10 protein-coding genes and 1 tRNA gene are annotated in these 14,649 nt (G+C 58.1%); 5 read left to right on the top strand and 6 right to left on the bottom strand.

Annotated elements, in window-relative coordinates; translation table 11 throughout:
• Positions 1-3 precede the first annotated feature (3 nt).
• Both recJ and QO231_RS06620 read left to right on the top strand, forming a co-directional pair.
• On the top strand, positions 4-1,755 hold the full coding sequence (gene recJ, locus QO231_RS06615) for a single-stranded-DNA-specific exonuclease RecJ (protein WP_316774490.1): 1,752 nt from the start codon (positions 4-6) through the stop codon (positions 1,753-1,755).
• Positions 1,756-1,844: 89 nt separating this feature from the next.
• A tRNA-Glu gene (locus tag QO231_RS06620) sits at positions 1,845-1,919 on the top strand.
• Between the two features lie 90 nt (positions 1,920-2,009).
• On the opposite strand, the gene QO231_RS06625 is transcribed toward QO231_RS06620, so the two are convergent.
• The 4 genes from QO231_RS06625 to QO231_RS06640 form a co-directional block, all read right to left on the bottom strand.
• Positions 2,010-3,074, bottom strand: a complete 1,065-nt coding sequence (locus tag QO231_RS06625; RefSeq protein WP_316774493.1) for a tyrosine-type recombinase/integrase — start codon at positions 3,072-3,074, stop codon at positions 2,010-2,012.
• 359 nt (positions 3,075-3,433) lie between these two features.
• Positions 3,434-5,305, bottom strand: a complete 1,872-nt coding sequence (locus tag QO231_RS06630) for a phage major capsid protein (RefSeq protein ID WP_316774495.1) — start codon at positions 5,303-5,305, stop codon at positions 3,434-3,436.
• Positions 5,306-5,308: 3 nt separating this feature from the next.
• Positions 5,309-5,689 (bottom strand): hypothetical protein, encoded by a 381-nt coding sequence (locus QO231_RS06635; protein WP_316774497.1) that lies wholly within the window; start codon positions 5,687-5,689, stop codon positions 5,309-5,311.
• Between the two features lie 54 nt (positions 5,690-5,743).
• Positions 5,744-6,823 (bottom strand): hypothetical protein, encoded by a 1,080-nt coding sequence (locus tag QO231_RS06640; protein ID WP_316774499.1) that lies wholly within the window; start codon positions 6,821-6,823, stop codon positions 5,744-5,746.
• 906 nt (positions 6,824-7,729) lie between these two features.
• Between QO231_RS06640 and QO231_RS06645 the strand changes: the two genes are divergently transcribed.
• Positions 7,730-9,028, top strand: a complete 1,299-nt coding sequence (locus QO231_RS06645) for an AAA family ATPase (protein WP_316774502.1) — start codon at positions 7,730-7,732, stop codon at positions 9,026-9,028.
• Complete coding sequence (locus QO231_RS06650; protein WP_316774504.1) at positions 9,025-9,948, top strand: DUF4435 domain-containing protein; 924 nt, start codon at positions 9,025-9,027, stop codon at positions 9,946-9,948. The genes QO231_RS06645 and QO231_RS06650 overlap by 4 nt, the downstream gene beginning before the upstream one ends.
• A gap of 653 nt (positions 9,949-10,601) precedes the next feature.
• Here the strand turns inward: QO231_RS06650 and QO231_RS06655 are convergent.
• Positions 10,602-11,522 carry a hydrogen peroxide-inducible genes activator gene (locus QO231_RS06655; RefSeq protein WP_316774506.1) on the bottom strand — a complete coding sequence of 307 codons (921 nt, stop codon included), beginning with the start codon at positions 11,520-11,522 and terminating at the stop codon, positions 10,602-10,604.
• Between the two features lie 241 nt (positions 11,523-11,763).
• On the opposite strand from QO231_RS06655, the gene katG reads away from it, so the two are divergent.
• A complete protein-coding gene (katG, locus tag QO231_RS06660; protein WP_316774508.1) occupies positions 11,764-13,938 on the top strand; it encodes a catalase/peroxidase HPI in 2,175 nt (724 codons plus the stop codon).
• Between the two features lie 141 nt (positions 13,939-14,079).
• On the opposite strand, the gene QO231_RS06665 is transcribed toward katG, so the two are convergent.
• Positions 14,080-14,646 carry a PqiC family protein gene (locus tag QO231_RS06665; protein ID WP_316774509.1) on the bottom strand — a complete coding sequence of 189 codons (567 nt, stop codon included), beginning with the start codon at positions 14,644-14,646 and terminating at the stop codon, positions 14,080-14,082.
• Positions 14,647-14,649 lie beyond the last annotated feature (3 nt).

A 14,649-nucleotide genomic window follows, 5' to 3' on the forward strand; every position in this document is an offset into this window, starting at 1 on the left:
GTTTTGGCATTTCTCGACATCGAGTCCTCACTGACCGGGCGTCGCTGGATCGGGCCGGATGCCGAAACCGAACGCGCCACCGATGCGATGATGCAGGGTACGGCCCTGCCCCGGGCCGTGTGTCAGGTGTTGACCCGGCGGGGCGTGCCCGCCGCCGAGGCCGAGGCGTTTCTCTCTCCTCGCCTGCGGGATCTCTTGCCCGACCCGCGCAGCCTGCGCGATATGCAGACCGCATCCGCCCGGTTCCTTGAGGCGGTCGCCAAACGCCAGCGCATCGCGGTGTTTGCAGACTATGACGTGGATGGCGGCAGTTCAGCGGCCCTCCTCATCGTCTGGCTGCGGGATATGGGGCTGAATGCCACGCTCTACATTCCGGATCGCATCGACGAAGGCTATGGCCCAAACGTCCCGGCCATGACACAGCTTGCCGCCGCGCACGACCTCGTCATCTGTGTCGATTGCGGCACGCTTTCGCACGCAGCGATAGAGGCCGCCAGGGACGCTGATGTCATCGTTCTGGACCATCACCTCGGCGGCGAAACCCTACCCCCGGCGCTGGCTGTGGTGAACCCGAACCGACAGGACGAAACTGGCGATCTCGGCTATCTCTGCGCTGCCGGTGTCGTGTTTCTCATGCTGGTGGAAACCGCACGACAGATGCGCGAGGCAAAGATGCCCCCCGGTCCCGACCTGATGGCCCTGCTCGATCTGGTCGCATTGGCCACCGTCGCCGATGTTGCCCCTCTGATCGGTGCCAACCGGGCACTGGTGCGGCAAGGGCTGAGCGTGATGGCCCGCCGTGAACGGCCGGGTCTGGTGGCGTTGTCTGATGTCTCGCGCATGGAGTCCGCGCCCAGCAGCTATCATCTCGGTTTCCTGCTCGGACCCCGGGTCAATGCAGGCGGACGCATCGGCAAAGCAGATCTCGGAGCGCGCCTGCTCGCGACCGATTCCACCACCGAGGCCGAAGCGCTGGCAGAACAACTGGACCTGCTCAACACCGAGCGCCGAGACATCGAAGGCGCGGTGCGTGCGGCGGCGCTGGAGCAGGCCGAGAACCGCGGATTGGACGCCCCGCTGGTCTGGGCCGCCGGCGAAGGCTGGCATCCCGGCGTCGTGGGAATTGTCGCGTCGCGTCTCAAGGATGCGGCCAACCGACCGGCAATCGTGATCGGTCTGGACGGGGACGAAGGCAAAGGATCCGGCCGCTCCGTTGCCGGCGTTGATCTGGGCGCCGCAATCCAGCGGCTCGCCACCGAAGGGCTGTTGATCAAGGGAGGTGGCCACAAGATGGCCGCCGGTCTCACCGTCGCGCGAGATCGCCTGCCAGAGGCGATGGATCGACTGTCCGATCTCCTCGCCCGCCAGGGCGCAGGTACGGTCGGCCCCGCCGATTTGCGGCTGGATGGTGTTCTGATGCCCAAGGCCGTGACGATCGAGTTGATCGAGCAGATCGAACAGGCCGGCCCATTCGGCGCGGGCGCATCCGCCCCGCGGTTTGCGCTGCCCGATCTGCAGGTGCGACATGCCCGGCGCGTCGGCGAAGCGCATCTGAAACTATCTCTCAATGACGGCATGGGCGGGTCGCTGGACGCGATTGCCTTTGGCGCCTTTGATACGCCGCTGGGCCAACGCATGGTGGAACACGGGGGCGCTCGTTTTCACGCTGCCGGGCGACTCGAAATCAACAGCTGGCGGGGCCGAAAGACGCCGCAACTCCGGCTCGACGACGCCGCGCCATCACAATCCACCTAGCCTCGCGTCCGGATCACTTTCTTGCCGGTTACCGTATTTTTCTACTTGCGCCCCCGAAAGCGATTGCCTAATGAACCGGCACCAACGCTGGCCCGTTCGTCTATCGGTTAGGACGCCAGGTTTTCAACCTGGAAAGAGGGGTTCGATTCCCCTACGGGCTGCCACTTTCATTTTTCTTCTTTACATATCAGAGCGCTAAGCGTCGGTTCTGTCCCACCGTTTCGAATGGGGGCGGAAAGTGGGACACTTTTGTTCTAACTCTGTCCGGCGCGCATCTTCTGAGAGGCCGCCTGGGCGCGCACTTTTTGGCTAGCCGCCTTAGTGTATCGTGTGACCTCTTTCGAGGTCTGGTGGCCCGTGATCGCCATGATTTCGAACTCGGTACATCCCAGCTCGGCCAGGCGCGCAGCGGCCGCCTTTCGGAGCCCGTGAACCGAACAATGCTTCAAACCTGCATCGTCGCACCACTTTCGAAACCGATTGCCGAAACCAGCATTCGTGAACGGCCGTCCATAGGCGTTAACGAGGAAGGCTAAGTCGCCCGTCTCACTTGCCTCGATGATCCGATCCAGCTCTGGCACAATCGGGATTTCCAAGCGGACCGGATTTCGGCCTTTACCCTTCTGTTGCGTAAATACGAGCCAGCCCTTCTGGACGTGCTGTTTCCCGAACAAAACTAGGTCAGACCGGCGTTGACCTGTGTAGAGCGCCAGAGCCAGAGCCAGGCGCGCTGTGCTGCCTTCTGGATGAGTTTCCTCGAACTTCTCTATCTCGGACAGGGTCCACGAGTGGTAGCCATCTGGGTTCGATTTCAGAAGCTCCACGTCCTTGGCAGGATTCGTGTCGGCTAGGTCATAGGTGACGGCGAAGCGAAAGAGTTGGCGTAGCACTTTGACCATGCTGTTGGCCGCCTCTGGCGTTGCCATCATTTCATCCCGACGCTTACGGATATGGCGCGCCAACATCATCCGAAACGGTTTGTCGCCATTGCCGTTGTGAAGCGCAAAACGCTCGAGGATCGCGCGCCTGGTCTTTTGAGTCTTTGGGTCCAGCCCGGCCCACATAGACGACTTGTAGTATTGGGTGCAGAGCCAATGGAACGTGTCAGGCTTCACGCGACCTGTCCGTTTGGTTGTTGACTTGGGTTCCTTTGGACCGGCCGCAGCGCGGCGGTAGTCGGTCAGGAATTCCGGTGATCCGGTCGGGCCGCGCAAGCGCACTTTCCGGCCGTGGCGTCGATAGTAGAGCCGCACGTTTCCGTGCCGGTCTGTATCCTCGACAACATATCTCAATCTAAATTTCATGGTCTCCTCGGTCATCTACTCATCCCAAGGATTGTAGTCCGAGTCGTCACCACCAGGTAAAGCATCAAATGATCGGTCCAGTGAACGGACGTCCCAGACGCGCCTTCCGTCGATTTTCTTGGGCTTGGGCATACGCCCGTCCCCCACCATCGCGTCAAATTTAGACGCGCCAACGCCTATGTATTCCGCCGCCTCAACCCTCGACAGGCCTCGCCGAGTCGGCAGAGGCACCGCGTTAGTGTCGTGTTTGGTCGCGGATTGCAGCATGGGACCTCAGACGCAAAGAGTTGGAAGGATAGCCCGCCCCGGTTCAGGCGTTGAAGGGGACGGGCAGCGCCGCTGCGGCGTGGTGCAGTCTTATGGCGACTTAGCTCTTAGGCAGTCTGAGCGTCCTGGATCGCCGCGAAGGACTCCGCATGGCGGGCGGCAATGTCCCATTCGGAATGCGCCACCAAGCGGACGTTGCCTTTCGCGGCCTCCGTCACATCGTCCACAATCAGGTCGATACCGCCCCACTGGCCGATCAGAAGGTCGGCCCAAGCCCCGAAGATCACGGCCGACAGGTTCGTCCCCGCGCCCTTGGTGAGGTCAGACGGCACGTTCCCCGAGAAGCGGACCTTGTAACCGGCCAGGCGCAGGTCCTCAGCCGTGGCGGCCGCGTCCGGGTCCAGCATCATGGTATCGGTCCCCGAGATACGCGGCGTGGACATGAGGTGGCCCTTGACCTTGAGATTGGACAGGAAGCCCAGGGACATGGGATCGACGTTGGCCGACTCCACGGTGCTGACCAGTTCCATGAGCTTGGCCCAGGTCACGAAGTCGCCGTCCGCCCCCATTTCCACGTCCCCGATGCCAGGCAAGTTCAGGATGCCGGTTGGCTGAGGCGCAACGCCGGTCCCGGCAATCGCTGCCTTGTCCAGGGCAACCGCGATCTGGGCGCGCAGGTCATTCGTGAGGATCTGGTCCACGGCGGGCAGGCTTTGCTTGAGCTGGCGACGGGAAATCCGCGTATGCGCCGACAGCTGGTGCATGGTCAGCGTCACCGCATCGAAACCGGGCGACGATTCCGACGCCTCGCTGTTTTCCGCGATCCACTCGGCGGAACACCCGGCCGTCTGGCGCGGGATCGACACGTTTTCGACCAGGCCCGGCAGAACGGTTGCGCCCAGCTCCATGACCCGCACCTGGGGTTTCAGGACCTCGACAAAGGCATCGTGCATCTGCTGGGTGCCGATCAGCGACGGCGCGGTTGTGGACGTGACCAGGGCGCGCCCGGCCAAGGCGGCCGTCGGAACGTAGGTCCCCGAGGCGCTGCGGCCGATCTGGCGTTTCAGCTCTTGGGACACTTCCAGCTCGAAACCGGCCTCGGACCAGTCATTCGTAACTTGAGCATGGGCGACACGGGACAGCGAATAGGACCGTTCGGCCGCCGCGATTGCGGGTAGGCCCATGCGGCTCCGTGTTGCCGTAGAGGTGTCGGATTCCATGCTGTCCAGAATCGACCGCTGGAATGCGTCCACGGACAGGCCGTCCGCAATGGCGGTTCCGATGTCCTCGGCGGGCATGTTGAACTTGCGGCCAATGATCGAAATGTCCGACGCGCGGCGGCGTTCGGCGCTGACGGAACCGGCCGCCTGGGCGGGCTGGTATTGCGTCGTTTCGGTGGTGGGAGTTGTCATGTTTGAACCTTTCGGAATGTGAGGGATGGACGCGGAAGAACCGCCCGACAGCGACCGACCGACCCCGACCGTGGGGTCCGCCGGGACCGCGACGAGTGAAACCTCGACCGCTTCCCATTTTGTGGCGCGCAAAACGGGATAGCCGTTCTGTTCGCCCGCTGGTTTCAACTCATGGACGGCGTAACCCACCGATACCGACTGCACTTCACCCGCCTTCACGCGGGTTAGCATTGAGTTGCCTTCTATCGTGTCCGCAAGCCGCACAAGCGCGCGGCCCCGGCGACCCTCGATCTGGGCGGAAACAACCGTCCCAACCATCGAGTCCACGTTGCGCCGGTGATCTTTGAGGACTGGGGCCGATCCGCTGTTGAGCCGTGACAGGTCAACCTCGCCTGGATCATGCCCCAGAACCTCAAAGGCCGGTCCCATGGGGGTGTCCCGCAGGACCGGAATTTCGCTCGAGAAGGACAGAAGGACCGTCCGGTCCCCGTCCTCCACCTTCACCTCCGCCGCAACCTGCGGGCCGAAGGCGGGACTGTTCAAATCTGCAAACCGCTCATGTTTCATGGCTCACGCGTCCTTTTTCAGGGCCGCCGCGCCCGCGTCGATATGGGCGGCCAGCTCAGCAATCGCGCCAGGACAGAAGCCAAAAAGCGTCGCGCCCTCTTGTTCTGCGGCGGCCGTGAAATGCTCCAGGCGGGACTCGCTGTCACTGACCACACCCCGCGCCCCGCGACGGTCAAGGCGGTAAACCACCAGCGCGCCAGGGCCGCGCGTCAAGGCGGCGTCAATCTTGTCCGGCGCGTCCCGCAATAGGTCCAGGGCGTCGTGTTTCTCGAGGCCCGCGCCGTAGATTTCACGAGTCAGCACGGCCAGGCAGGCGGCCACGACATGCGCGCGGCCAAGCTGGGCCGTAGCGATCGGGTTTTGGTTGGTGGTTCCGGTGTTCACGGGAGGGGTTCCTTTCGGGGTTCGGGATCGGCGGGGAAGGACGAGGGTGCCGGATCATTCCCGGCCTAGAGCATCGGATAGCAGAGCTTGCGTGGCTGGGATTTCACGCCATTGGATGCCCGCGAAGGTCAGTTTTCCGTTGGATTTCATTTTTCGGACGCCAAGATCGGCCAGCGCCTCGCCCAATACGGAACTGACGCCTCGGCCCCGCTTTCCACGTTCCGCAATCGGTTCACCCTTCCAACGGGCATACCAGGCGGAAAACGCCAGACGGAAATCCAGCGCCGGGGTCCGCCCACGCGGGTCTCGGTCCACATGCTCTGACAGGAAAGCCACCACCGGATCGGACAGACGGTCCGGCCAGTCCTCGGCGGGGGTGCCGGGCAGGTATTCCACGTCGATTACAACAGGGGCCAGGTCCTCGACGCCCGCGCGGATTTCCGCGATCAGCTCAGACAGATTAACCAGGCAAACAGATGCACTGTCGGCTTCTTGTTCGCCTAGCCAGGCCGCCAGCAGCTCCACAGTAAAATGTGACCCAGGAACGAATGCGAATCCGTCGCCTACACCTGTTTCCAAGATCAAAGAGTCTGAAATTGCCACAAGGATTGTGTCGCCAAGCTCGGTTGGAAAGACGTCCGCGCCAGGGCGGGGTGTGCCAGCCTGGAATGCCCGAGTCCCATCCCCGGTTTCACCGAGAAAAATGAACGTCTGGGCCATGCGCAGAGCCAGACCGGATGGAACGCCACCTGAAATCAGGCGAAAAAACACTCCCAAGCCAACGGCACCTTCGAGAGTGATAAATCGACCGCCCTCGCGGACTACGCCCGTCCCACGCATTGGGATTGATATTTGAGAGACCAGCGACGTCTCTGTAATTTCTTGCAAAGAGGCGGCGAGAGCACCCTTGTAAACATGCTGATGAAATGCCGCTGGCGTCACCCGCAGAATTTCGAGGATCGACAGGAGCGGATACATCCTAGCAGTTTCGTCGCGTTGCATTAATGTCTCCAAGATTTGTTTATACCATTCCTGGGGACCATAACGATGTAGCGACTCGCAACCTGTCAAGATTTTTTTGGATTCGAAGGTTGTGAACTCGGAGGCGCGGAACGGCACCAGCCAACACGACAAGACTGACACATCCCGCGTCCGGTACTAAGTTGACAACCGTGGATCGGGGGACCCGCGCCCGGCTATCTACTCCAACTGCTTAAGCGGAAGCACCTAAAGGCAAAAACGAGTATCCCCGCGCCCCGGCTGGCCTGGGACCACGACAGTCCCCAGCCCTCGGCGCGGCGCGCACAAATCTTTCGGGGCAAGAATGTGACAACCAACATGCCAACGAATGCAACTTAAAGCACCAGTTGCGGGACCCTCCGGGCGATCAACAACAACCCCAATCGAAAAGCCCATACCGCCAGCCACTGTTCGCGCCTCAGACAACGGGGCGCGAATATACCCACGTTGCGACCTATAGGAAGGACCCAAAAGCGCCTGATCGGGGTCGGTCGATTTCGCGGCCGGGGGATACGGGGGAAGACAGGGAGGCCTGAACCCTCGCCCTCTAAAAATACGTTGTTACCGGTGTTTTTCTCGTATGCGTTATATACCCCTCCCTATCTTCCCTGTAGATAGAATATATTACTTAGGTACCTGTTTTATTTAAGTATTATTGAATATATCCCCTCCCCAAAACCCGGCTTCCCCTCCCTCAAGTCTCCCCCGGCCTCCCCAGAAACGACGTTCGGACCCACACAATTCAATGTCAGGCCACTTGCGTACTGCCTTCTGGAAAACCACCCCCTCCCCAAAAGGGACGCGGGGGGAGGCCATTGGGTGGTGCGGGGAGGGCGAGGAAAGGCGCGGGGAAGAGCCACACGCTTGAAAGAACTCGGAAAATGTTGCTTGGTTGTCGAAATGACCTTACCACTGGGGCGGATAACCCTTACCTCTGGGGCGGATCACTCTTACCACTTCGGCTGATCACTCGCGCCACAAAGAGTAAAAGCAAAAAATATTATCCGGAGTTAACCGCCAATGCCGACAATTGATAGCGTAAAAATCGAAGGCTTCTGGGGGAATCACCGCGTCTTCCTAAAATTTAACCCAGAAGTAAACTTTCTAGTGGGCGTCAATGGATCAGGAAAGACTACTGCAATCGACATTCTCGCATCAGCTCTTCAATGCGACGAAGATGCTTTAGAAAGGCTACCATTTGAAAAGATTGAAATCGTACTTTTTGACAGAGCTACGAGACGAAAACCATCTGTAACTGTAGAGCGCTCACGCAACGAAGATGACCACTATCCTTCCATTATTTATAAGGTACGAGATTCCGCAAAGACTCCGGCGGATGAAGTAAAGGAATATTACCCGTTTAACCGACGAGACCCCTACTCTCGAGCGGTGCGCGACCCGAGAACAGGAAAGATTATCAGACGTCACATTGCGTCTGGAGTTGGCCACCGCGACCTTCGTATGGAGTTGGCAGACTTAATTAAAATGAATTGGCTCTCCATCAACCGGGTGTCAACCGTACGCACCGGTCCAGACAGAAAGTCTAATGAAACTCATGTAGATCGAAAAATTGGAGAAACTTCGGATCGTTTGGAGAGGTATTTTTCCGAATTGTCTTCGAATGCGAGCCAACAGACCCGGGACTTTCAGAGAAAACTGTTTCGGTCACTTATATCTAGTGATAACTCATTTTCCCTGGATAGCAACCTGTCTGGAATTGATCTTGTGGAAGAGAAATCTTCTCTTATTGATATATTTGATCGCTTTAAAATTCCCAAAGATGAGTATCTTGGAGATACAGGCGCGTTCTTTGATCGATTGCAATCAATTAAAGATGAGGAGGATAAGAGTTCATATACACCCGCTGAGTTAGTAGCGATAATCAACGCGTACAAAATTCACTCACTGATTGGCGAATGGAATGGAGTTGTTGAGAAAGAAAAGGAAATCCTGAAACCAAGAGATGCCTTTGTTGCGATTCTGGATACCATGTTTCACCGAAAAACAGCAGAGGTTTTGCCGACCGGAGAGATGGTATTCCATACAAAGTCTGGCAAAACAATGCAAATCTCAGAACTATCGTCGGGCGAGAAGCAGCTATTCATTATCCTTGCTGAGGCTCTCCTGCAAAAAGATGCTGAGTGGACATATATTGCAGATGAACCCGAACTCTCTCTGCATGTCGATTGGCAAGAAGTCTTAGTAGATAATCTGCGAGCGCTCAATCCCAATAGTCAGGTGATTTTTGCTACGCATTCGCCAGACATTATAAGTCATTATTCAAATGACGTCATCGACATGGAAAAGATGATCGAATGACGTTAATCAGAACTAAGTCTGGCCTACAGAACTTACATATTCTAAAAGGTGTCGATTTGGTTGTGTATACCGAAGGCGGCGATAGAGATGCACTCACCAAAGAAGAAGTACTTGAGGGGGGGCGGGGCTATGAAAAATCTGTTGATATCCGCTTCTGGAGAGGAATTTTCGGGCAATTCAGCAATCGCGGTTCAATAAAATTCCTAGCAGTTGGTGGCTGTAGAACACTTGAAGGAATTGCTAAAGAAATTTCCGATGGAAATTTAAGAAGTGTTTGCGTGGCGATGGACCGAGACTATTCGAATTTTTGGGGTTTATCGGTTCAAAATTGCAATGTGATATATACCCGAACTTATAGCTGGGAGAATGAACTATTTAACAGCGAAGTTATACTGCGCGCTTTTAGAAGGCTTGCGCTGGATACCTTTGATCCATCAGAAATTCTAACTAAAATTGATGCTGCCAAGCAGTCTCTAATAAGTCAATTCCGACATCTAGTTGTGGCGGATATGATCCTTGTCGCCGCAAACTCGTCGTTATTTGATCGAAAACAACCTGCATCCTGCTTCAAGCACGTCAAGAGGCAAGACAGAATGCCAGAGATCGATAGATCTAGACTTCGATCTAAAGTTAAAGCCGAAAAGGCAAAAGTTTCTGGCTTTCGTCTAATAAACCCTCCTCGCGCAGAGTCTATAGATGTGGCGAGAGATGTTTTTGGAAAACCATTGCTCGTTGCTGCCGTACGAATACTTCAGCTCTTGATCAGTGATGCAAATCAGAAGTCTCTACCTAATGACTACCTAGAGAAGTTCCTGCTTGATGCTTTCTTTGATTGGATCAATGACAATCTGGGATGCCTTCAGGCCGTAGATTATGGAACTAAAGTTGCTGCTTTGGAAATGGCGACCGAGAATGGCTGAGCGATCACGTAGCTTTTATGGTGGAACCAATTAACCAATTCTGCCATGACTCCAGTTGTTTCAGCTTAGCGATCTAATGCTGCATCTCACCCTTTATGACGTCAGGAGAACGATCACCACTACTGTGTGGAAGCTGCCTACACCAGAATCTTCAGGGCACTAAGATTTCGAGTCGTACGTTGTCGGCTTCCTCGCGCAGAATTTTTAATTTTGGCTCTGACAAGCTGTCTTCCGGTGGGACAATCTCCGCGAAAAACTATGAAGTTACATGTGAAAATAGACTGTCCCACTTTTGAATAACCATCTGATTTGGTGGGTAAATGGCAGCCCCCTACGGGCTGCCAGTTGCCTCGATCTCCAAATTTTCCGAGTATTCGCAAGGCATTGCTGGAACGGGCCAATGGCCTGGCGCTCGGCTCCGATATCCACCGTTTTCTGACAGCCCGTCAATCGGGTCTCGTTTTCGATTGCGCGATGGTGGCCCATCCACTCTGCCTCTGGCGTCAATCCGGTGGCATCAAACGCAACCGATCAAATTTCGATCCGCCTGCAGAATGGGCAGGTCCAACAGCGATCAAACCAGATCGTTCGACGTGCATTGCAATGCCTGAATTGATGACGACGGGGCCGATCGCGATCAACGCGCCGACCGATCAGGTGCTGGACCGACCTGCTCCATCCCGTATCTGCGCGCCTGATTGGCGGACGATGTCGGCGATCTGCATCAACTGCTTTCCCAGTGGGTTGGTCTTGCGCCAGATCATCCCGATGCTGCGCGAGGGTTGCGGGTCTGCGAAACGTACAATCGACACCGACGCCGCGCGGGTTTCAATCGGTACGGCCATATCCGGGATCAGCGTGACTCCCATCCCTGCATCGACGATCTGCACCAAGGTTGACAGCGAACTCCCGTCGAGCCCGTCGCGCGGCAACGAAGATTGGATATTGCAGAACGCCAGGGTCTGATCGCGAAAGCAATGCCCCTCCTCCAACAGCAACAGACGCATTCGTCGCAGTTCTTCGCCGTTGGGCACCGATTTCTCCGCGTCCGCACTCGGTCGGATCAGGACGAAATTCTCCGAGAACAACTCCTCCTCGATCAAGGACGGCTCGCCGATCGGCAACGCCACGATTGCCGCATCCAGCCGCCCGTCGAGAAGTTCCTGCACCAGCTTTGGGGTCATGGTTTCGCGCACGAACACGTCTAGGTCACCATGTGCCGCTGACAGGTTGCCGATGATCGTGGGCAGCAGATAGGGAGCTATGGTCGGAATCACCCCAAGCCGCAATCGCCCCACCATCCCCGAATGTGAGGCCCGCGCCAGATCACCCAGACCTTCCACCGCACGCAGCACCTCCTGCACCCGCGACAGGAACGCCTCACCCAGAGTGGTCAACCGAACCTGCCGCGCAGCGCGTTCGAACAACACCGCACCCAGTTCGTTTTCCAACTCCTTGATCTGCACTGACAAAGCCGGTTGGGTGATGGAACAGGACGCGGCGGCCCGACCGAAATGCCGATGAAGCGCCAGCGCTTCGAAGTAACGCAACTGTTTGAGCGTAACATTTTTCATAAGAAATATTTATCGCAACGATGAAAAAATACAACTTATATAGATCGCAACGCCTTGTTATAACGATTCTAGAAAACAGGGGGGAGTCACTATTCCCATGTTCGATCCTTCGCCGGCCCGACACTTGGTCGCGCCGATACTCCGATCGGACAAGGCCCCGGCACAGCGTCGCCGAGGCCAGAGAACCGACATACGCCTGTTTCATGACGCCAGGTAGAATAGCCAAAACGGGAGCTAAGACATGGACGGAAACGATATCGATACTTCGGGCAAATGCCCGATCTTGCACGGTAGCAATACCGAAAGCAGCAAGTCGGTGATGGATTGGTGGCCGAACGCGCTGAACCTCGACATCCTGCATCAACACGATACCAAGACCAACCCGATGGACGCGGATTTCAACTACCGCGAAGAGGTCAAGACGCTCGATGTCGAGGCGCTGAAGGGTGACCTGACCGCGCTCATGACCGAGAGCCAGGAGTGGTGGCCCGCCGATTGGGGGCACTACGGTGGCCTGATGATCCGCATGGCCTGGCACGCTGCCGGCACCTATCGTCTGGCTGATGGCCGTGGCGGCGGCGGCACTGGCAACCAGCGCTTTGCGCCCCTGAATTCCTGGCCGGACAACGTCAGCCTCGACAAGGCGCGGCGCCTGCTTTGGCCGATCAAGAAAAAATATGGCAACAAGATCAGCTGGGCCGACCTCATCGTTCTCGCGGGCAACATCGCCTATGATTCCATGGGCCTGAAAACATTCGGTTTCGGCTTTGGCCGGGAAGACATCTGGCATCCAGAGACCGACACCTATTGGGGTGCCGAAAAGGAATGGCTGGCCCCCAGCGACGCCCGCTATGATGACGTCGACAATCCAGAAACCATGGAAAATCCACTTGCCGCCGTTCAGATGGGCCTGATCTACGTCAACCCCGAAGGGGTGAACGGCAAATCCGATCCGCTCAAGACCGCCGAACATATCCGCGAAACCTTCAAGCGGATGGCGATGGATGATGAAGAAACCGCCGCACTGACCGCTGGCGGCCACACTGTGGGCAAGGCCCATGGCAACGGCACCGCAGATTTGCTTGGCGCGGAACCCGAAGCCGCTGACGTCGACGCACAGGGCATGGGATGGATCAACCCGAACCTGCAGGGAAAGGCAGCGAATGCCATGAGTTCGGGCCTGGAAGGCGCCTGGACCGCCGAGCCGACCAAGTTTGACATGGGCTTTTTCGACATGCTGTTCGGCCATGAATGGGAAGTGCGACAATCCCCTGCCGGTGCCAACCAATGGGAGCCGGTCGACATCAGGGAAGAGGATAAGCCGGTCGATGCCTCTGATCCGTCCAAACGCAACAACCCGATCATGACCGACGCCGACATGGCGATGAAGATGGACCCGATCTATAACGAGATCTGCCGAAAGTTCATGGCCGATCCCGACTATTTCAAGGACACCTTCGCCCGTGCTTGGTTCAAGCTCACCCACCGCGACATGGGTCCGAAGGTCCGTTACCTCGGCCCCGACGTTCCGCAGGAAGACCTGATCTGGATGGATCCGATCCCGGCGGGCCCGACGGGCTATGACGTGGACGCGGTCAAGGCCAAGATCGCCGGCAGTGGCCTGAGCCTGTCGGATATGGTCTCTACCGCCTGGGACAGTGCCCGCACCTATCGCGGTTCGGACATGCGCGGCGGCGCCAACGGTGCCCGCATCCGTCTCGCTCCGCAAAAGGACTGGGTCGGCAACGAGCCCGAGCGCCTGGCCCGTGTGTTGTCGGTCCTGGAACCGATCGCTGCGCAAACCGGCGCCTCACTGGCCGACGTCATCGTGCTGGCCGGAAATCTCGGTGTCGAACAGGCGGCGAAGGCGGCGGGCTCCGACATTTCGGTGCCGTTCTCGCCGGGCCGTGGTGACGCGACCGACGAGATGACTGACGCCGAAAGCTTTGACCCGCTGGAGCCGCTGGCCGATGGCTATCGCAACTGGCAGAAATCCGACTACGTCGTCAGCCCCGAAGAGCTGATGCTCGACCGGACGCAGCTGATGGGTCTGACCGCCAAGGAGATGACGGTACTGGTCGGCGGCATGCGCGCCATGGACACCAATCATGGCGGCACCAAGCATGGCGTCTTCACCAACCGCCCTGGCGCGCTCACGACCGATTTCTTCGTGACCCTGACAGACATGGCCAACGTGTGGGTCCCTGTCGACAACGGCATCTACGAAATCCGCGACCGCAAGACAGGTACGGCGAACTGGACCGCGACACGCATGGATCTGGTGTTCGGCTCGAACTCGATCCTGCGCTCCTACGCCGAAGTCTATGCCCAGGATGACAACCAGTCAAAATTCGTGAAGGATTTTGTCGCAGCCTGGACCAAGGTGATGAACGCCGACCGGTTCGATCTGGACTGATCAGCACCAGACGAGGAGGGGCGCGGCGGTTGTATCTCCGCGCCCCGACTGCGAAGGATATCCACACGGCAGTGTCCGCGCGGAGAATTGTTGGTGCTACGGGTAGTCTGCCTAACTCCTACGGCGAACGAATGGATTGCGTTATCGCAACTTCGACGCGATCTGCTCGGACAACGCCAGCAAGGCCGAACTTGTCGCGCTCGCCACGGCGGCGGGCGACTGATCCGCCATCGGCCGCAAGATATCGAACCGCTCGATGCGTTCGCGCACGATCAGGTCCGGAGACGCAATGGCATATTGTCCGCTCAGGCGGAACTGATCGTCAAATTGCGCAATCATCCGCTCGACCCGCACATCCACCCGCGCATCCGGGGGCTGATCCAGCGGCCAGGGTTCCGTCATTGCGGTGGCGGTCGAGGCCGCATCCAGGTTGTGCGCCAGCAACAGGGAAATGCCCCGTACCGGATCATCCGCCCAGATCGCCTTGGGCACCGGATGCAGCGCGCCGGCCTCGTCCTGCACCATGATTTCCGAGGCCGATGCATAATCCGGCAACGCCACATCGCGCACTTCGATCGTTCTGACCCGCACGCCCACCTTCTGCGCCGGGGATGGCGCGTCCAGCAGGTAACGGGCGGCATTGTCGCCACAGGCCCCGAGCAGCGGAGCAATCGCCAGACACAATACCAAACGGCTGAATACGGTCATGGC

The sequence above is a fragment of the Sedimentitalea todarodis genome (assembly GCF_032595355.1).
Lineage (GTDB): Bacteria > Pseudomonadota > Alphaproteobacteria > Rhodobacterales > Rhodobacteraceae > Sedimentitalea > Sedimentitalea todarodis.